This is a genomic window from Paenibacillus lactis (assembly GCF_017873605.1).
GTDB lineage: Bacteria > Bacillota > Bacilli > Paenibacillales > Paenibacillaceae > Paenibacillus_AQ > Paenibacillus_AQ lactis.
This window is the reverse complement of the sequence record NZ_JAGGKI010000002.1, coordinates 188,577-207,130: the sequence shown is the minus strand read 5'-3', so window position 1 is coordinate 207,130 and position 18,554 is coordinate 188,577. Positions and strand designations below refer to the sequence as shown.

Below are 18,554 nucleotides of genomic sequence, written 5' to 3'. Positions count from 1 at the left end.
TACGTTACCATAAAGAATAGGTATTACGGAAAAAAATGTAGATTATTTTTAAACATTTATGCAAAGGGTGAGAGGGCGGACGAGATGGACTTTTTCAAGCGTATCGTTCTGTTGATGCTGATGTATACCTTCTCGGCAGTGCTGCTGTACGTGGCCAGCGAGCATGCGCCGTATCTGCTTCCTGTCATCTGGTTCTCGGCGCTCTTGCTATTGCTGTGCGGAATTGCTTACTTAGGCTATCATTATTTATATAAGGGCCGCAGAAGAAGCTAGCAGATGGCCGTATTCGCCTGTCCGACCGCCGGACAGGCTTTTTTGCTGTCTTTTTCAAAATAATAAAACGATTCCCGATGCTGCACGGTCTTTACTATAGTGAGGATTTTGCAAGAATTTAAAGGACAACTTTCCAACAGAGCAATAAATCGAGCGAACGGTTGAGTTCGTAATTTATTGTACCTGAGAGCGGCCGGAATCGAATTTTGCAAATGTGGCACTTTATACAAAAGCTGCAGGATTCATGGGGGGAAGGAGCGGCGGATGGACGAGAAAGAGCTTGCGCTGGCTGCATGCCGGGGGGATGAGGAAGCGTTTTACACGCTTGTCGCAAAGCACCGGAGACGGTTATACGGGATCGCGTACAGCTATCTGCATAATGAGATTGATGCGCTGGAGGCGCTACAGGAGACGGTGTGCCGGGCATGGATGAAGCGCCGGAAGCTTAAGCAGCCGGAAGCGTTCGTTCCGTGGCTGATTCGGATCTTGATTCATTGCTGCATCGATGAGCAAAAGCGAAAAGCGCGAACGGTGCCGATGGAGCATGTGCTGGAATCCGGGACGATGTTCGAGATGATCCATGACAGCAAGCTGGATTTGGAGCGTGCGTTAAGCCGGATGAAGCCCAAATACCGGCATGTGCTGATTCTTAAATACTATCAAGACATGACCGTACCCGAAATCGCCGACATTCTGGACTGCCCTGAGGGCACGGTTAAGACGCGGATCCATCAGGGACTAAAGCTGCTGCGGCAGAAAATCGGGGAACCGGGAGGTGCCTTATTCCATGTTTGAGAAGGAAGAGCGGCTGCTGGCTGAAATGAAGCATGAAACGGAGAAGGAATCCATGATGGTGCCCGATGAGGCGCTGGATTCGGCGATTCGGAGCGGGATTCGAGCAGGGGAGCGGAGAGGGAAGAAGCGGTATCGACTTCGCGCTGCTTCCTCAGTGGTCATCGCTGCCGCCGCCGTGCTGCTGCTGACCCTTTGGGGAGGCGGCAGCACGCCGGGACCCTCGCCGCAGCTCGCCCAAGGGCCGTATCCGCCGCTGACAGGATTCGATATCGCAGACGATATTACGGCTCGTACGGCGAACCGACACGGCTTGATCCAGCCGGTGAACCAATCCAAGTCATCAGGCGAGTACACAGTCACTGTTCAAGGTGTACTAACGGGGCCTCAGCGGCTGCAGGTCTTCTACACGATAGAGAATCACTCTGGCCGTAAGGCAACGGTACTGCGAGAAAAACTGAAGCAGCCGGACACCGGAAAGGAGCTGTCCTACGCCTCCAGCACAGGCGGGGATCCGCTTCTGGAGAAGGGAAAGTGGGCGAGGCAGGTGAATTTTTATTTTGAGGAGAGTACGCCAATCCCCGAAACAGTCACCCTCGACATTGCGGTGGCTCCGTATTCCACAAGTACGGTGCACAGCTCGGAGTCCCCGAACGAAGAGGTCATGGAGATGGACCTGAAGCTTGATCTGGAAACGATGAGACGGTTTACGAGCACCGTGTCGTTAAACCAAACGATTGAAGTCCAGGGGCAGACCATGACGTTTAAGGAAGCCGTGCTGTCGCCGGCGGGCATCACAGTGAAGGCAAATATTCCAAATGAAAATTCGATGAAGGTGTCCGGACTGTTCCAACCCTATATCGAATCCCGCAAGGACGATTCCGCTGCCGTGCAGCTCGGCAATTCCCTGACGTGGTTGCCGGGTGCCCAGGGAGACATGACGTATTTCTTTGAGAGCGATGCACTCGATCATCCGGACACACTCGTTTTGAAAGCTGGAGGGATGCATGCCGTAGACCGGGACGATATGCAGATCGTCGTGGACGTTAAGCAGAAGAAGGTGCTGAGCTCGCCGGAGGATCGTATTCAGTTCGGAGACTATACGAAGAGCAAGGACAAATATACGCTATCGCTAAAATATGAAGAACGCGATTTCAATCATGGAGCAGTCTCCATCGACTCCCTAGGCTTTACGGATGGGGAAGGAAAGCGGCATGTATTTAAAGAGCAGGAAGGCTCCCGGTCCAGTTCGGAATCGACCGGAGTGGACGGATACTGGAGTACGACGATGTACCTGTATCTGGAGCCCGAGGATTACCCGCAGCCGTTGACCTTTGACGTTAGCAGTTTTCCCGGCGTGATCGAGCAGGCGATCGAAGTGCCGATCCAGTAACGGGCTTCAAGCGGCAATTTAAGTCCGGGCCGCCAGAAGTGCGTTCGGTGCAGCTTGGAAGCTTCACGATGCGGACGATGCAGTCTCTGCCCACGCTCTACTGCCGGTGCAGTCGCAAGCCCCTGTTCTGCTGCCAGTGCATGCGGCCTGCCTTTTTCCCGCCCCCAAAATGACGAAGCCCCTCCGGGATTTTCCGGGGGGCTTTTTGTATCGTTATCTCAACCGAACTACTTCCTGCGCTCGGTCGGCGAGCTTCCTTCCGGGCGCTTGGCGTCGAACAGCTCGATGAGCGGTTTCGGCACGCCGTTCAGCAGCAGCCACTGCCGCAGCGTTTCAATAGCCCGGACGTGGCCGTTCCCCTCGTCCTTCCAGGTCAGCAGCTCGGCGACTTTAATCACCAGGAGCGTAAGCTCGAGCTTGTCCCGTTCGGACTGGTCGGCCCGAACCTTATGGAAGACGGCCTCCTTCTCCCAATCGAGCAGTATTTCTTCCCCAATGGTCGGCCGCATGAGGGAGTAGCTGTGCTCGCAGCGCGGACAGTGAACCGTGGTGAACGGTTCCTCATGGAAATGGGTCTCTACTTCGCAGCCGCACTTGCGGCAGCGGAAGGTGACGCGTACTTCAGTATTGGTCAACATGTCTTGGATGCCTCCTTCGAAGAGAACGGTACCTATCCTTACCCAAAACTTGGAGGAGGTGACCCACACGGACCATGACAGGCTGCCCGCCCGGCACGAAAAAACGGGTCATCCAAGGGGCATTCTGCGTTGAAGCCGCATTCCTTGGATGGCCCGTACAGCTCTTCGCTCGGCCAAGAACAACTCCTATCGTCTTGCACCTTCCCGGACATTTGCCAACACGTTGTACAGGAAAGCCAGAATACCAAGCGTGACCAGGACTCCGCCTACTGCGACGACCGGCTCGACCGATTCGGTTCCGCTCATCAGCAGGAACAGACCGATCATCATGATGGGCAGGCCGATGTTATGGAGCCAGAAATGAACCTTCCCTGCGGCTGACTCCCCTGCGGCGGGGAACAGATAGTAAACGATCCCTGCCAGAGCCAAAGATGCCCAGCCGAGCAGGTTGATGTGCGCGTGAATCGAGCTGTAGGTATAGCTGTGGGAGATCGACATATACATGCCGAGCAGGACACCGATGACGAAATAGACGGCTGCAATTTTGATGAGTTTGATTCCCATAATAGGCCCCCTTCATGGATAACTACTATGATATATGTCCGCTGCGGTGAAGTAGAACCGAAGGAAGGCGGGATTTATCTATCCAAAATAGAAAACCGGCGGCTCCACTAGGGAACCGCCGGTTAAGCATGTGTCCGGTTCATAGGCCGGGCCAGCAGGTTTAATAAGAATTCTATTATTCCAACTCGAGCACATCGTAGATCATCCACTTGCCTTCCGACTTCGTCAGCCAGTATAGATAGGTGGTAGATATCATATCGCCGTCGGCATCATCGCTTTCCTCGATATACAAGACCGCGTCCTCCCCGTCGTAGAAGAGAGGATGGGTCACCTCGGCCTTCAGGTTGAAGTTCAGCTCATCGAAGATGCCGTCTGCGATGCTGCTCTGGAACAGCTCATAATATTCGGAGTTCGGGTGAATGACGGACATCAGCAGCGGGCCATTCTCCGTGTTAAAGCCCTTGTACTGGGTATCGATCACATCCTGAATCGCCTTCAGCTCCGCTTCAGGCACGTTGGCCCGGGAGGCAAGAAATTCGTCGGAGACGTTATATTCCTGCTCGTACTCCCCCGGGAACGCGAGCTTCCAGACGCCGGAGGCATCCTTCTTGAAGTAGTTATAGCTGTAGATCGTAGTGTCCCAAGTGAAGGGCCCCGAGACGCGCTGGACGGTCGTGGCGACGAACGCTTCAGCCGTTGTGCCCGCAAGCATGACGTCCGATACCTCGCTGGATACGTTAAGGTCAAATTGGAATTGATCCTTATAATATTCGTCGAGTCCTGCCAGAAGCGGGGATTGCGGATGGTATACCGTTTTGGCCTTGGCGAGATCCTTGGCATTCTCGGCCGCATCCAGCGTGCGGTACAGCTTCTCGATATCGGCTTTCGCCTTTGCGGTCGGCCCTTGGCGGTCGATCTTGATCGTGCGCGCCTTGGCATCCCATTTGACCGGCAGGCCGGTCGCTTCCGCGACGAACCGCAGCGGAACGAGCGTGTTGCCTCTTTGCGAAAACGGAGCGCCCGGAAGCTTGCTCTTCACGCTGTTGACATATGCCACGGACTGGCCGAGCGTCATCTGCAGCTTTTGGTCGATGTATGTCCCCGTAATTTGCTTCTTGGCTCCATCCCATCCAACCGTGTAGTTCAGTGCCTGAAACAGCGGCCGGAATTGGACGTAGGTTACCCCGTTCTTCATGATCGGCGGGGCCTGGAACTTGATTTCCTGGCCGTCCAGGTACACGCGGATACGGCTTTGTTCCTTCGCCTGCGCGGCCTGGGCAGCACCGCCGAACAGCAGAAGGAAGGCAATGGCGAGAAGGCTGATTTTTTTGTACAAGTTACTGTCATCTCCCTCATCTAATGATAGAATAGAGTAGTAATCGTGGTAATCGTACATGATAAAACCAGCTCCGGCAATACTTTTCTATGGGACTAATATATGGAATGCCCTGCGGTCTACGCTTGCCCGTTTTTTGCTCAAGTAACGGTAAGACCGGGGCGATGCTGGGTAATACATAGTAAGCGAAGACAAACGCTGGTGGATTGGCTTTTCTATCCAATGATAAAGGAGTGGATCACATGACAGCAGGACAGGAACTGATATTTTACATAGGAACGTATAATTCCGAGAAAGAGAATGCCATTCATTGGGGAGCGATGGATCGGAATACCGGGGAGCTGAGGCTGCTTGGCGGTACCGCCGGCATCGAAAATCCGACCTATTTGGATTTTGACGAGTCCATCTCGGTGCTGTATGCCGCCAGCGAGATCGGCGAGAGCAAGGTGGCTGCGTATTCTGCGAATCTCGTAACCGGTGAATTGACCATATTGAACGTCCAGCCTACCGGCTCGTCCGGTGCTTGTCATGTGTCGCGCACGTCCGACGGGAAATATCTGCTTACGACGGGGTACAGCGACGGACATATTTCCGTGCTGGCTTTGGAGAAGGACGGCAAAGTTGGCGAAATCGTCTCCAAGATTAAGCACAGCGGACGCGGGCTTCGCGATGACCGCCAATCCGAGGCGCACCCTCACTCGGTGTTTGAAGACCCGCAGCATAAATATATCGTCGTGAGCGATCTTGGCATGGATGACGTCAATTTATACCGCCTGGATGAAGGCAAATTGGTGACGCACCGCGAAATCAGCCTGCCGCCGGGTTCAGGTCCGCGCCATGTAGCCTTCCATCCGAGCGGGAAATGGGTGTACGGCACCAATGAGCTGAACAGCACCGTAACGGCTTATGCATATGATGCAACGTTCGGGGATTTGAAAATTCTTCAGCATGCGTCCACGCTGCCGGAGGATGTCGTGATGGACAACAACACGTCCTCCCATCTGCTGGTCTCCCCATGCGGCCGCTGGCTGTACGCTTCCAACCGGGGGCATGACAGCATCGTCCAGTATGTCATCGACCAGGATACCGGTATGCTGAGAGCCGTGAATTGGGTTTCTTCCGGTGGAAAAACCCCGCGCCACTTCAATATTCTCCCGGGAGGATTTCTGCTTGCGGCGAATCAGGACAGCAGTTTGATCGCGAGCTACCGGATCGATCCGGACAACGGAAACCTGGTATCGACCGGCTATACGCTGGAGGTTACACGTCCGGTATGCATCTGCCCGGTGGAAAAGGCGAAAGCGAAAGTGATTAGGGGGTAGCATATTGAAGGAAGACGGCCGAGAACAGAGGCTTCTCCCGCGCATAGATAAAGGGGCAGCGATCACCGCCTGACGGTGCCGCTGCCCCTTGCTGTATACCCATTAACGTAGTTGTAATTCCCGGTCACAGTATGCCCGGAGCAGACCTCGGCCAGCCGGAGGTTATCGGGCGAATATATGCTTGCCGATCTGCACCGTCTGCGGTCTGGACCAGATCCAGGTGCTGGTCGCCGTGACCGGATTGAAATAATAGAGCGACTCGTAGGTCGGATCCCAACCCCGCACCGCATCAAGTGCCGCCCTATAGGCGGTTCGGTTCGGCGTCAGCCAATACTGGCCGTCATCCACGGCTGTGAAGGCCCGCGGCTGGAATACGACTCCCCTAATGTCATTCGGGAATTCGCTCGACTGGATACGGTTCATGACAACGGCTCCGACCGCGACCTGACCTTTATAGGGCTCGCCGCGGGCTTCGCTGTAGATGATTTTGGCCATAATGTCCATTTCGGACTGGTTCAGCGTATATTTTTTCAGCTGTCTCCAGGTTTGCGGACCCGTGATGCCGTCGGCAGGCACGCCGTACTCTTTTTGGAAACGCAGGACGGCTGCTTTGGTGTTCGGTCCGTATTTACCATCGAGCGGCTGGGTATAGAAATCAAGCGTTTTCAAGCGATACTGAAGATCCCATACATCTCCGCTGGCGCTTCCGGGCTTTAATGTGGCTGCTGCCTGTACCGGCTGCGCGAATACGGGGATAAACAGAAGAAAGCTTAAGATAAGAGCAGAAATGTTTTTCCGCAATTTCGTTCGTATGATGATCATCTCCTTTCGGGTTGAATTATAAGGACGGAAGCGGCTGCATACAACCATCAGGATATGGAAAATCGCGTAACGGCGGGGGATTTTCCATGAAAAATGGTGCTTTGGACCGAGCATAAATTTACTGGATTTTATTCAAAAAAAAGGTTTGACAGCAGCACCGTGACTCATTACAATTACAAATAACACACTAAACAGGTAGGAATTATTATATATCGTTCTCACCGTACGGACGGAGGAACGCTCCCAAGCATGAAGCAGGGTCCTAAGCTTTAACAGGCCGGGTCCCACGCTCATTTCATGCTGCCGAGCCTTCCTCTGTCTTTTTTTTGGACTGATGATCCTGCGGCCTGTTTAGTAGAGAAAAATAAGGGAAGTGGTCTGGTATGAACAAAGCGTTGAAATTAGGGGTTCTGTCAGGATTAACGATGCTGCTCGCCGTCATGCTCACGGCGTGCGGATCGGGTACGCAGGGAGAGGGCAAGAATGCGGCGGAAGGAAATGCACCTAAAGCTTCGGAGCCCGCACCAGAGGGCGCCAAGGAGAGCGTAGAGCTGCTGAACGTGTCCTATGATCCAACGAGAGAGCTCTACGATCAGTACAATAAGGCATTTGCCGCGTATTGGGAGAAGGAGAAGGGGCAGAAGGTTACGTTTAAGCAGTCGCACGGCGGCTCGGGCAAGCAGAGCCGATCGGTTATCGACGGCCTGGAGGCCGATGTTGTAACGCTGGCGCTCGGCTATGATATCGATGCAATCCGCCAGGCCGGGCTAATCGAAGAAGGCTGGGAGAGCAAGTTCGAGCATAACAGCTCCCCGTACACGTCTACGATCGTGTTTCTCGTTCGCAAAGGCAATCCGAAGGGGATCAACGATTGGCCGGATCTGATCAAGGAGGGCGTCGAGGTTATCACCCCGAACCCGCAAACCTCCGGCGGAGCACGCTGGAACTATCTCGCGGCATGGGGCTATGCCCTCAAGGCGAACAACAACAATGAAGCGAAGGCGCAGGAATTCGTGAAGGAACTGTTCAAGCATGTACCGGTGCTCGACAGCGGGGCGCGCGGAGCGACTACCACCTTCGTGGAGCGGGGCATCGGCGATGTGCTTCTTGCATGGGAGAATGAAGCCTACCTGTCCATCAACGAGCTCGGTCCCGACAAATTCGAAATCGTCAATCCGTCCGTCAGCATCTTGGCCGAGCCGCCGGTCGCCGTCGTGGATAAGAATGTCGACAAGCGCGGCACACGGGAGGTCGCTGAAGCCTATCTGAAGTACCTGTACAGCGAGGAAGGACAGACGATTGCGGCTGATAATTACTACCGGCCGACGCTGGCTAGCGTAAGCGAGAAGTATAAGGACAAGTTTCCGGAGATCGAGCTGTTTACGCTGAAGGACGTCTTCGGAACATGGGAGGAAACGCAGACGAAGCATTTCAATGACGGCGGAATCTTCAATCAAATTTACGTGCCGGGCAGCTGATCGGCCTAAAAGGCCGAAGGCGGAAAGGAATGAGTGAGATAATGGCTGTGCTTAAGCGACAGAAACGGAGCGGCAACCGCAGCGTGCTTCCCGGATTCGGGGTCGGCATGGGAGTTACGGTATTTTACATGAGCTTGATCGTGCTGGTGCCGATGTCGGCTTTGCTGCTGAATCAGACGGGGCTGACCTGGGAGAAGTTCTGGTCGGTCGCAGCCGACCCGCGGGTACTGGCATCCTATCGGGTCAGCCTGACGACGGCCGCATTGGCGGCTCTCGCGGATACCGTGCTGGGCTTGCTGCTGGCATGGGTGCTGGTCCGCTATGACTTTCCTGGCAAAAAGCTGTGGGATGCGCTGATCGACCTGCCGTTCGCCCTGCCGACGGCGGTGGCCGGCGTCGCGCTGACGGCGATCTATTCCGCCAATGGCTGGATCGGGTCGCTGCTTGAACCTCTCGGGATCAAAGCCGCGTTCTCGCCGCTAGGCATTACGCTGGCTCTGATGTTCATCGGCATTCCGTTCGTCGTGCGAACGGTGCAGCCGGTGCTTGAGGACGCGGAGCGGGATACCGAAGAAGCGGCTGCAACGCTTGGCGCGGGGAGATGGCGGACCTTCCGCACGATTATCCTTCCGACGCTGATCCCGCCCCTGCTGACGGGCTTCGCCCTTGCTTTCGCCCGCGGCATCGGGGAATACGGCTCCGTCGTCTTTATCTCGGGCAATATGCCGATGAAGACGGAGATCGCGCCGCTCCTGATCATGTCGAAGCTGGAGCAGTTTGATTACGCCGGGGCAACGGCAGTGGCTTTGCTGCTTCTGCTCATCTCCTTTGTGCTCTTGCTCGGCATTAACATCCTGCAGCATTGGACGCGGAAGACCGCGCGCTGACCTTGGAAGGAGGGAATGACGATGGCTGGAATTGTTCCTGCGGCGGCATCCGTGAAGAAGGGGGCCTCGGCGTCCCCGGCGGCCGAGGAGAAGCGCTGGGTGAAGTGGACGTTGATCAGCCTGGGCGGACTCGTGCTGCTGTGGCTGATCGTCCTGCCGCTCGTCACGGTGCTGACGGAGGCGCTTAAGAAGGGCTGGGATGTGTATATCGCGGCTTTGTCCGACCCGGATGCGCTATCCGCGCTTCGGCTCACCTTGCTGGTGGCCGCCATTGCGGTGCCGCTCAATACGATCTTTGGCGTCATCGCAGCCTGGACGATTACGAAGTTCAGCTTCAAGGGCAAGCAGCTGCTCGTTACGCTGATCGATCTTCCTTTTGCCGTATCGCCGGTGATCGGCGGGCTGATCTTCGTGCTGGTCTTCGGACGTCAGGGCTGGTTTGGCCCATGGCTTGCGAGCCATGATATCAAAATCATATTTGCCGTTCCCGGCATCGTGCTGGCAACGCTGTTCGTGACATTCCCGTTCGTGGCCAAGGAGCTCATTCCGCTCATGGAAGAACAGGGCACGAAGGAAGAGGAGGCGGCCGTGACGCTCGGCGCGAAGGGCTGGCAAATCTTCACGCGGGTGACGCTGCCCAACATCAAGTGGGGCCTACTGTACGGTATCGTTCTGTGCAACGCGAGAGCCATGGGCGAGTTCGGCGCAGTCTCGGTCGTTTCTGGTCATATCCGCGGAGAGACCAATACGCTGCCGCTGCATGTCGAGATTTTATACAATGAATACCAGTTCTCGGCATCGTTTGCCGCAGCCTCTCTGCTCCTGCTTTTGGCGCTAATCACCTTATTATTTAAAAATTGGCTTACTCGGAAAAATGTCCATTGACAGTCGTTTCCATCCCGTGCTAATGTAAAGTTAATTCATAGTATACGGGTTGGAAAAGAAAGAATAAACCTTTGGATGCAGGAATGTTATCTTGTACCCCCGCAAGCATAAACAGATCAAGCATCCGCATATTCACATATTTTGGGCCCTGCCCGTTAAGGAGGCGTATCCATGGCTAAACCTCTTAAAGTAGATGAAAAGTGGCTTGAACGCATTGCAGGTCTGCTAAACGACATGGAATTTGGTTCGCTGCAAATTGTGGTGCATGAGGGACAAATCGTTCAGATGGAACGAACGGAGCGTAAGCGGTTTGAGAATACGGCCTCCGGAGCGGCCAAATCGGCAGGGCAGTCCCGGGGTTCGGGTCAGCAGAACCGGAGTGCCAACGTGAAATAATCGTTGGGGCCGGCAGAACCGGATTGTCAACGTGAAGTACAAGTGACATAGAGAAAAAGAGCACTTCCGCGTATCGTAAGCTAACTTACGAAGCGGAGGTGCTTTTTTTTGTATCCATTATAACCTGGTTGGCCGGGTACCGTCGGCAGGTCGCGCACATGGTATGAACGCGCACCAGCCTGCGGCATAAGCACGGAAGTCTGCGGCTGCTTTAGCGTCCGCCTTCTTCGTCCGGGGATGCCGGATCCGGATCGCCGCCAGTCTGAGCGGTGCCCGGCTGCTGCACGAACTGATCAAGCAGCTCCGGATGCCCCGCATACGGACGCTCCCGTCTTCTGCGCGTCACCGTGAAGCGAAATCCGGCAATGTACAGGAGAATCTGGGTAGTCAGTACATAGGGCGAGGCTTCGGCCCATACCAGATTGAGCAAGGCTAAAGCGGCAATCAGCAGATGAAGCAGGATGTAGATCAGCCCGTGGGATTTCTTGCGGGAGTCCATGAGCAGCCGGTAAAAAGAAACGGTAGCAATCATATTCGACAGCCATAAGCACCATACATAAGGGTTGGTCCAGCCTTGGTGCTCCTGTAGTCCCTGGACAAGGTTTGCGGTCCACACAATAGCCGCCGCCAGGGATAAAGCCGGTATGGCCGGCTTCAGCAGCAGCCACAGTCCCATGCCCCAGCCAGGCTGCTCCAGCCGTTTTACAAGCTCGTCGCGCTCCTGCACCAATTGATTGATCTCGCGGTTCAGCTGCTTATACAGCATCATGAGCCTCGACTCATCGCGATCGCTCAGAAAGATATCGATCTGCCCGTGAAGCTCGTGTGTCAGCCGATCCGCGGTTTTGCATTCCTGCAGCAGCCGGATCAGCTGCTCCTCGGGAACAGTGCTTCGGCCCGGATGATCAATCAGGGTGCTAAGCGGGCCTGCCAGCTTCGTATAGAGCGATAGGGATTGCCGGATGCGGGAGAGCGAGTCCTTGCGCGCTCCCAGCAGGCGTGATGCGCTATATATGTATAGGCCCGAAAATACGGCAGCAGCAAGCAATACCGCCAGCAGCCCGTTCAGCGAGCCGAACAGATCATAAATCCAATCCGTAAGGGACAAGCGGATCCCTCCTTCATTATTCTATTTTCACTATTGCATAAGAAGGAAATGATTTCAAGCCGATTCGAAGATCGATAGGGACAGATTAGGGGACATAAACGCAAACGACATAATTATGATTAACCCTGGAAGGGGAGAACGCGAGTAGGCAAGAGTTCAGCGGGGGTTGCCTATAACGTTACGTTATAGACTATAGTGGCCTCAGGAGGGGATATGAAATGAAACGGAAAAAAAGATGGATCGTCCTGGGCAGCATTCTCTTTGCAATCCTGGCTATACTGACGCTAATCGGTTTTCTATTCAGAGATGATGGTTCGATGAGCGGCTTTGTTACTGCGGAAGGGCGGAAGGAATATATGACGGCTTATCGAGAGGCGATGGGTTACTTGCCGAAACCGGCGGAATCCCTGAAGATCCGTACGGATTTCGGAGAGGTGCAGGTCTACAAGTTCCAAAACGGTGACACGCCGGATAAAACGCCGCTGCTGCTGCTTCCTGGAAAGGGATCCGCAACCCCCATGTGGGAAGCCAACCTGAACGATTTCCTTGAGCATCGCCCCGTATATACGCTTGATTTGATCGGAGAGCCTGGATTGAGCACGGAAACAAGCCGCATTCGTACGGCTGCTGATCAAGCCGCCTGGCTGCAGCAAGTGTTGGACCAGCTGCCGGAATCGGAACTCCATTTGCTGGGACTGTCGTTCGGCGGGTGGAGCGCGGCTAATGCGGCACTCAAGCATCCCGGTAACATTCAGTCGCTCATCTTGGTGGATCCGGTCTATGTGTTCGGCCCGATTCCCTTTAAAATGATCTTAGCATCCATTCCTGCGACCGTTCCCATTGTACCCAAACCGATCCGGGAGAAGATGCTCAGTTATATCTCCGGCGGAGCCGAAGTGGATGATAGCGACCCGACCGCCAAATTAATCGAAACCGGGATGCGGACGTTTAAGAGCAAGCTGCCCATGCCGGAAACCATCAAGCCGGAACAATTAACCGAATTGAAGATGCCGGTGCTCGGTATATTGGCCGGAAAGTCAACGATGCACGATTCGAAGAAGTCTTATGAGGCCGGCGTGAATTCCTTGAGAGACCCTTTGAGCAAGATGGTGCTTTTTGAAGATGCCTCTCATGCCATTAACGGGGAATATCCCGATGCGTTGTCTGAAACGATAGAAGCCTTCTTAGATAAACTCGAGTAAGGGATGGGATTATGGGAAAAAAATATTCCGTAAAAGAAATCAGCCAATTGTCGGGAGTCACGCCGCGAACCGTTCAGTATTACGACAATGAAGGGATACTGAAGGCGGAACGGGACGAGTCGGGGCATCGGGTTTATTATGAAAAACAACTATATTTGCTGGAACAGATCATGTTCTTTCGGGCGATCGGCTTTTCATTAAGCAAGATCAAAGAACAATTGATCGTAGGCACTGAGGTCAAAGATATCGAGCGTATTCTGGATTATCAGGCATCGGTGCTGTATTCGCAAAAAGAGAGCATACAGGCCAAGCTTGACGGCTTGCATGTGGCCAAGGAATTGATGAGCGAAGGTTACGAGGTTCCTTGGGAGCTGTTATCCCATCTTATGCGATCCCTGGACGAGGTCGATATGTCGACGTGGAGAGAGTACGAATATTCGGAAGAAGACTTGCGTTTGTTTCAGGAAGTTTTTGATTCGGAGCAGGCGGCCCTGGATTTTTACAATAGGTTCCGAAAAATATCGCTCCAAGCGGCAGCGTATAACGCATCCGGCGTTCCCGTCGAGTCCGAATTAGCCAGAACCTTGGCGAAGGAATGGCAGGGAATGGTCCGCCACGCGACACAGGGTGACGAACGGATTCTCTCCGCCTTTACGTCGGTCGACCATAATCGAGACCGATGGAATGCCGGAGAGCGCCGCCTGATCATAGAGGCCGAGGAATATTTGCAAGAAGTCTTGAAGCGCTATCCTGACGACCTGTAAAGGTGAAACGCATTACTTTTAGGTTTTTGGTATTGCCCCAAATAAACAGTGTTTCCTCAGGGAAACAAAAGGGGGCGAGCCGCATATATTGAACTAAATCATCACTGCTTGCAGGGAAGAGAGGGAGGGGCGGGATCATGGAAATGCAGGTGAAAAAAGCGCCGTTTTGCCGCGCGAAGATGACGGTGGGATATGTCTTGCTTCTCTTGTTAACCGTTTGAGATCGGACCGGGCGAGATGCACGGCGGAATGGACGAATTGGGAAGCCAGCAAAAAAGATGGCGTCAGAGGAACAGCCTCTTGAATACGCCATCTTTTTTATGTTGTCTGCTGACATTGCAGAAATCTAAGCTTATCGGCAATTTACAGGCAAGGGGCTGACCCTCTTATCGGCCGGATTCGTACAGCGCTCTCCAGCTTCGGTATTCATGGATCGCAACACCGGAGAAGGAGGAATGTGAGCCCGCCATGGCGTCGACCTTGAGCAACTGCTCTTCCATAAAGGAGACGCCCTCCTCGTAGAAGGTGATAAACTCCCCTTCATTGCTGGATTTCGTTTCGACGGCGATCAGCGCTTCTTTTCCGAGGGCATCTGCTTCTTTAAGCTCCGCAGCCGCCAGGTTATAGATATTCGCAGCCGTGTCGCGGTAAGCCATAATCGCGATTTGATCGAACTGGCCGATCATCCAGCGGCTGATCGTCATCGATTGATCAGGAAGGCTATACGTATGCAGCCAGAACGTAATATCCGCGCCGACCGGCAGGTCCAGGCAGTGGGCCCGGCTGACCAGATAGCGGACATTGGATTGCCACTGCTCAACGAGCCAGTCGCGGTCCGTTTTCCATTGGGGCAGCGTATGCGGCTCGATATCGACATGAATGCCGGTAAAGCGTTCTTCCGGAGCGGCATCAGCCTGATATTCGGCGGTCCAGTTGAGGAACGTATCGATCCGGTGCCGCTCCGACTCCAATGCCCAATTCGACGCGCCGCCGAGCACATGAACCTGAATTCCGTTCTCCCCGGCAAGCCGGATGAATTTGCGGTAATGCTCGGGACGTACATCTTGATTCATTTGGAGATAGATGAGATTGACGCCTTGACGGGAAGCGAAGCCGATAATATCATCCGCCGAGCTTTGGATCATCGAGGTGTGCCATAACCAGGTGGCTTTGAGATGGGACTGTGCCTTCGCAGGCCCGGGGTGGACGGACATGCCGGTCAGCATCAGCAATCCGCAAGCGAGACAGAGCGTCAGGAAGCGAAGGGCGTGCTTTTTCATTGTTGAATGGCTCCTTTAATAAAAAATCGGGTATACCTAGCATAATTCGACAATCGAAGAAACGTTGTCAGGGCGGATGATCGATTTTATATGCAATCGGATTTCGTAATTATGCACTTACGTTTACTATCGGAAATGTACATCATGCTTTATATAGGTCTATAGTCTCTATGTTTGGAGAAAAAATGAAATTGTGGGAGTTTGAACCCCGCAGACTGGGGATAAGTAAATAGAAGGCGCGTCTTGCGTCTTTCGTCAGCCTGCCAAAAGAAGCTTGGTGGTGAATGGATTGTTCCATATTCGATCGACTGAAATGTACTATAATTGTGAACAGAAGGAGCGATGAATGATGAACATAGCATTGATAGGAGCAAGCGGTACGATCGGGCGGCGAATTGCAGAGGAGGCTTTGCGGCGCGGCCATGAGGTGACGGCGATTATGCGCAACCCGGAAGGGCTTGACACCGAGCATGAGCGGCTGAAAAAGCAAAAGGCGGATGTCATGGACCCTGCCTCGCTGGAAGAGGCCATTCGAGGTCATGAGGCGGTGATTTCCGCCTTCGGCCCGTCATTCGGACAGGAGGAAGAGCTGGTCGCTGCGGCCCGCACGATCGTGGAAGGGACAAGACGCGGCGGCGTATCCCGTCTGCTCATCGTCGGCGGCGCGGGCAGCCTGATCACGGACAGCGGCGTTCCGCTCATGGAGACGCCCGAATTTCCTGAGGAGATCCGGACGCTCGCGCGTGCCCATGCGGATGCTTACGATCTGTACGCGCAGAGCGGTCTTGAATGGACATATGTCAGCCCGGCGGCGATCATAGAGCCGGGGAAACGCACGGGCCAGTTCCGCATCGGGATGGACCGGCTGGTGACGGACGAGAGCGGTGCAAGCCGCATATCCGCGGAGGATTATGCGGTAGCCATGATCGACGAGCTGGAGGATCCGCAGTTTATCCGGGCCCGCTTCACGGTAGCGTACTAGATACGCCTGAGCCTTCTGCTGTAGCTGAATTTGTGTCGAACAAGCTTCAATAAAAGCAGCCCAAGGTTTTGGAATCCTTGATCCTTTGGAGGCATGTTTCAATCGGTGATGGTTCGATCCAGCGAACAAGCGAACCACAGGGCGATTGTGCCAGAACCGAAGCACAGGAATATATCGAAGCGAAGGGGAGAGCTTGGATGTATGTTGTAACATCGGAGCAGATGAGGCTGCTCGACCGCCATACGATCGAGAAGATCGGCATTCCGGCGGCAGCGTTGATGGAGAATGCGGGCAGGGTGATCGCAGAGGAAGTGCTGAAGCTATGCCTGCACAAGAGAGCCGGAAGCGGATGGATGGCGGAAGCCTGGCATGGCCCGGCGGCGAATGATGCTGCGCCGCAATGCGGCGCTGCGGATGGTGCTGCGCGGCGGGGCGCCTGTACGCCCGCCGGCGCATCCGAAGCGGGCGCGTCAGCGCCGCTTCGGGGCTTGGGCCCTGCCTGCCCGCCGCCTGTGGCGGTGGATGAGCTTCTGCCGGCCGAAGCGGCCGGGCAGGAGCACTGGCTCATCCTGGCGGGCAAGGGCAACAACGGCGGCGACGGCGCAGCCGCCGCCCGCTATTTGCGTGACGCCGGCATGCGCGTCACGCTGCTTTACGCCGCCGAGCCGTCGACGCTTGCCGGCGAGGCGGCACTGCAGCGGGATGCCGCAGCTGCGCTCGGCATCCAGGTCCTGGTCCACGGCAGAGATGCCGTGGACTTCCGCGCGTTCACCGGGATCGTGGACGCGCTGCTGGGCACGGGATCGGCGGGCGCCCCCCGCGGGGCTTACGCCGAATTGATCCAGGCCGCCAATGCGAGCGGCCTTCCGATCGTGGCCGCGGACATTCCGAGCGGACTGGACGCCGACACCGGCGCGCTGCACGAGCCGTGCATCTCGGCCGAGGTGACGGTGTGCCTCGCCTTTCTGAAGCGGGGACTGGTGCAATATCCCGGCGCCGGGGCCGCGGGTCGTGTGGTCGTGCGATCCATCGGCATTCCCGCCTCCCTCTGCCGGGACCTTGGCATCGGCACCTACCTGCTGACGCCGCATGTTCTGCGGACGGTCCTTGATGCCGATGTTGCCCGCCCCCGCTCTCCGGAAGGGCATAAGGGCACCTACGGGCACGTGCTTACTGTAGGAGGCAGCCGCACGATGAGCGGTGCAGGCCTGCTCGCTTCCCGGGCGGCCCTGCGCGCGGGCTGCGGTCTCGTGACCTGGGCCTTGCCCGCAAGCCTGGTGCTGCCGCTAAGCGGTGCGGCCCCGGAGGTCATGCTCGCCCCCGCTACAGGCGAGGAGAGCGGAGGCTATTGGGACGAAGCTTCCGCCGAGCGGGTGCTGGAGCTGGCCAAGACGCGGGACGTACTGGCAGTAGGTCCCGGGCTTGGCCGCTTCGAGGGGGACACCGGATGGCTGCGCAAGCTGTGGGAAGGCTGGGACGGGCCGATGGTCGTGGATGCCGATGCGCTGAACATGCTGTCATCGGCAGACGTCGTTGACGCCTGGAAGGTTCGTCCGGCGGCAACGGTGCTCACTCCGCATCCCGGCGAGATGTCCAGGCTGCTCGGCATCTCTACGGCCGAGGTGCAGCGGGACCGAATCGGCGTCGCTACCGAATATGCGGACCGGTACGGGGTTACGCTCGTCCTCAAGGGCGCGCGTACCATTGTCGCCTCACCGGACGGCAGCGCCTATATCAACACAACCGGCACCTCCGGCATGGCGACCGGCGGAACCGGGGATGTGCTGACCGGCATCATCGCCGGCCTGCTGGCGCAAGGATATTCCGGTCCCGGTGCCGCTGCGCTCGGCGTGTGGCTGCACGGGCGCGCCGGCGAAGAGGCGGCCAGACGCCGCGGGCACCCGGCTTCCATCCTTGCCGGCGACGTCATCGATGCCCTCTAAAACATACGCTTCCAACGGCACGGGCGTTTAGATCGCCCAGCACAGCAGCGGTACGGCAATGGCAAAGATCGGCGTGATCAAAGAATGGGCAGGGAAGGCATGCTTCCCCCATAGAAACAGCAGCAGCGTCACTGCTCCCAAGGCGGCCCGGATCCACAACTGGTCCGGGCTTCCGCCGTTGAACAAGGCGAAGAAGCCAAATCCGGCCGCCGCATACAGCCCGATTTGCAGGCTTTTGGCGCGCTTGGGCAGAAGGGACAGCAGGGCATCGGCAACCAGCGAGGCAATCAGCGCATAGCCGTAGACCCATTCCTTCTGCTCCATGGAAAGTCCGAGCAGCTCGGCCGGCTTCTCCGTCCCGGCGGGCCATACCTGACCGATTACCGTGAGCAGCAACAGTACGACGCCGGCGCTGGCCAGCTTGTTTAATGCGTAGAGTCCGACGTCCATCCGTCCACTGGACCATTTGGCATTTCCATTGTTCATACC

Annotated in this window: 19 protein-coding genes; 12 read left to right on the top strand and 7 right to left on the bottom strand. The window is 55.8% G+C overall.

The annotated features are described in order from the left end of the window. Positions 1-84 precede the first annotated feature (84 nt). The 3 genes from J2Z18_RS03915 to J2Z18_RS03905 all read left to right on the top strand — a co-directional run bounded on the left by J2Z18_RS03915 (position 85) and on the right by J2Z18_RS03905 (position 2,458). On the top strand, positions 85-273 hold the full coding sequence (locus tag J2Z18_RS03915) for a hypothetical protein (protein ID WP_007130498.1): 189 nt from the start codon (positions 85-87) through the stop codon (positions 271-273). 264 nt (positions 274-537) lie between these two features. Next, the gene (locus J2Z18_RS03910; protein WP_007130497.1) at positions 538-1,068 is read left to right on the top strand and encodes a sigma-70 family RNA polymerase sigma factor; all 531 of its coding nucleotides are present in this window, start codon (positions 538-540) and stop codon (positions 1,066-1,068) included. Continuing rightward, positions 1,061-2,458: a DUF4179 domain-containing protein gene (locus tag J2Z18_RS03905; RefSeq protein ID WP_210094214.1), complete on the top strand. Its 1,398-nt coding sequence runs from the start codon at positions 1,061-1,063 to the stop codon at positions 2,456-2,458. Before J2Z18_RS03910 ends, J2Z18_RS03905 begins: the two co-directional genes overlap by 8 nt. 227 nt (positions 2,459-2,685) lie before the next feature. On the opposite strand, the gene J2Z18_RS03900 is transcribed toward J2Z18_RS03905, so the two are convergent. From J2Z18_RS03900 to J2Z18_RS03890, 3 genes are all read right to left on the bottom strand, one after another. After that, positions 2,686-3,096, bottom strand: coding sequence for an SIR2 family protein (locus tag J2Z18_RS03900; RefSeq protein WP_007130495.1), 411 nt, complete (start codon positions 3,094-3,096; stop codon positions 2,686-2,688). Between the two features lie 186 nt (positions 3,097-3,282). Continuing rightward, the gene (locus J2Z18_RS03895) at positions 3,283-3,660 is read right to left on the bottom strand and encodes a hypothetical protein (RefSeq protein WP_007130494.1); all 378 of its coding nucleotides are present in this window, start codon (positions 3,658-3,660) and stop codon (positions 3,283-3,285) included. Between the two features lie 175 nt (positions 3,661-3,835). Next, positions 3,836-4,996 carry a copper amine oxidase N-terminal domain-containing protein gene (locus J2Z18_RS03890; RefSeq protein WP_028404756.1) on the bottom strand — a complete coding sequence of 387 codons (1,161 nt, stop codon included), beginning with the start codon at positions 4,994-4,996 and terminating at the stop codon, positions 3,836-3,838. Positions 4,997-5,238: 242 nt separating this feature from the next. Between J2Z18_RS03890 and J2Z18_RS03885 the strand changes: the two genes are divergently transcribed. Further along, the gene (locus J2Z18_RS03885) at positions 5,239-6,318 is read left to right on the top strand and encodes a lactonase family protein (protein ID WP_028404757.1); all 1,080 of its coding nucleotides are present in this window, start codon (positions 5,239-5,241) and stop codon (positions 6,316-6,318) included. A 162-nt stretch (positions 6,319-6,480) separates the two neighbouring features. Here the strand turns inward: J2Z18_RS03885 and sleB are convergent, their stop codons facing one another. Further along, complete coding sequence (gene sleB, locus J2Z18_RS03880; protein ID WP_028404758.1) at positions 6,481-7,140, bottom strand: spore cortex-lytic enzyme; 660 nt, start codon at positions 7,138-7,140, stop codon at positions 6,481-6,483. Between the two features lie 383 nt (positions 7,141-7,523). Between sleB and J2Z18_RS03875 the strand changes: the two genes are divergently transcribed. The 4 genes from J2Z18_RS03875 to J2Z18_RS03860 all read left to right on the top strand — a co-directional run bounded on the left by J2Z18_RS03875 (position 7,524) and on the right by J2Z18_RS03860 (position 10,786). Then, on the top strand, positions 7,524-8,618 hold the full coding sequence (locus J2Z18_RS03875) for a sulfate ABC transporter substrate-binding protein (protein ID WP_210094213.1): 1,095 nt from the start codon (positions 7,524-7,526) through the stop codon (positions 8,616-8,618). Positions 8,619-8,647: 29 nt separating this feature from the next. Next, positions 8,648-9,505: a sulfate ABC transporter permease subunit CysT gene (gene cysT / locus J2Z18_RS03870; protein ID WP_007130489.1), complete on the top strand. Its 858-nt coding sequence runs from the start codon at positions 8,648-8,650 to the stop codon at positions 9,503-9,505. A 21-nt stretch (positions 9,506-9,526) separates the two neighbouring features. Then, positions 9,527-10,390, top strand: coding sequence for a sulfate ABC transporter permease subunit CysW (gene cysW, locus J2Z18_RS03865; RefSeq protein ID WP_210094212.1), 864 nt, complete (start codon positions 9,527-9,529; stop codon positions 10,388-10,390). A 171-nt stretch (positions 10,391-10,561) separates the two neighbouring features. After that, positions 10,562-10,786 (top strand): YezD family protein, encoded by a 225-nt coding sequence (locus tag J2Z18_RS03860; RefSeq protein WP_007130487.1) that lies wholly within the window; start codon positions 10,562-10,564, stop codon positions 10,784-10,786. Positions 10,787-10,997: 211 nt separating this feature from the next. Here J2Z18_RS03860 and J2Z18_RS03855 read toward each other — a convergent pair whose 3' ends face one another. Continuing rightward, the gene (locus J2Z18_RS03855) at positions 10,998-11,894 is read right to left on the bottom strand and encodes a hypothetical protein (protein WP_210094211.1); all 897 of its coding nucleotides are present in this window, start codon (positions 11,892-11,894) and stop codon (positions 10,998-11,000) included. Between the two features lie 218 nt (positions 11,895-12,112). Between J2Z18_RS03855 and J2Z18_RS03850 the strand changes: the two genes are divergently transcribed. Both J2Z18_RS03850 and J2Z18_RS03845 read left to right on the top strand, forming a co-directional pair. After that, positions 12,113-13,096: an alpha/beta fold hydrolase gene (locus J2Z18_RS03850; RefSeq protein ID WP_210094210.1), complete on the top strand. Its 984-nt coding sequence runs from the start codon at positions 12,113-12,115 to the stop codon at positions 13,094-13,096. Between the two features lie 11 nt (positions 13,097-13,107). After that, on the top strand, positions 13,108-13,860 hold the full coding sequence (locus tag J2Z18_RS03845; RefSeq protein WP_007130484.1) for a MerR family transcriptional regulator: 753 nt from the start codon (positions 13,108-13,110) through the stop codon (positions 13,858-13,860). A 386-nt stretch (positions 13,861-14,246) separates the two neighbouring features. Here J2Z18_RS03845 and J2Z18_RS03840 read toward each other — a convergent pair whose 3' ends face one another. Then, on the bottom strand, positions 14,247-15,140 hold the full coding sequence (locus tag J2Z18_RS03840) for a hypothetical protein (protein WP_210094209.1): 894 nt from the start codon (positions 15,138-15,140) through the stop codon (positions 14,247-14,249). Positions 15,141-15,489: 349 nt separating this feature from the next. Between J2Z18_RS03840 and J2Z18_RS03835 the strand changes: the two genes are divergently transcribed. Continuing rightward, positions 15,490-16,122, top strand: coding sequence for an NAD(P)-dependent oxidoreductase (locus J2Z18_RS03835; RefSeq protein WP_007130482.1), 633 nt, complete (start codon positions 15,490-15,492; stop codon positions 16,120-16,122). 197 nt (positions 16,123-16,319) lie between these two features. Further along, a complete protein-coding gene (locus J2Z18_RS03830; RefSeq protein ID WP_144867169.1) occupies positions 16,320-18,065 on the top strand; it encodes an NAD(P)H-hydrate dehydratase in 1,746 nt (581 codons plus the stop codon). Positions 18,066-18,092: 27 nt separating this feature from the next. Here the strand turns inward: J2Z18_RS03830 and J2Z18_RS03825 are convergent, their stop codons facing one another. Then, positions 18,093-18,551: a hypothetical protein gene (locus J2Z18_RS03825; RefSeq protein WP_007130480.1), complete on the bottom strand. Its 459-nt coding sequence runs from the start codon at positions 18,549-18,551 to the stop codon at positions 18,093-18,095. Positions 18,552-18,554 lie beyond the last annotated feature (3 nt).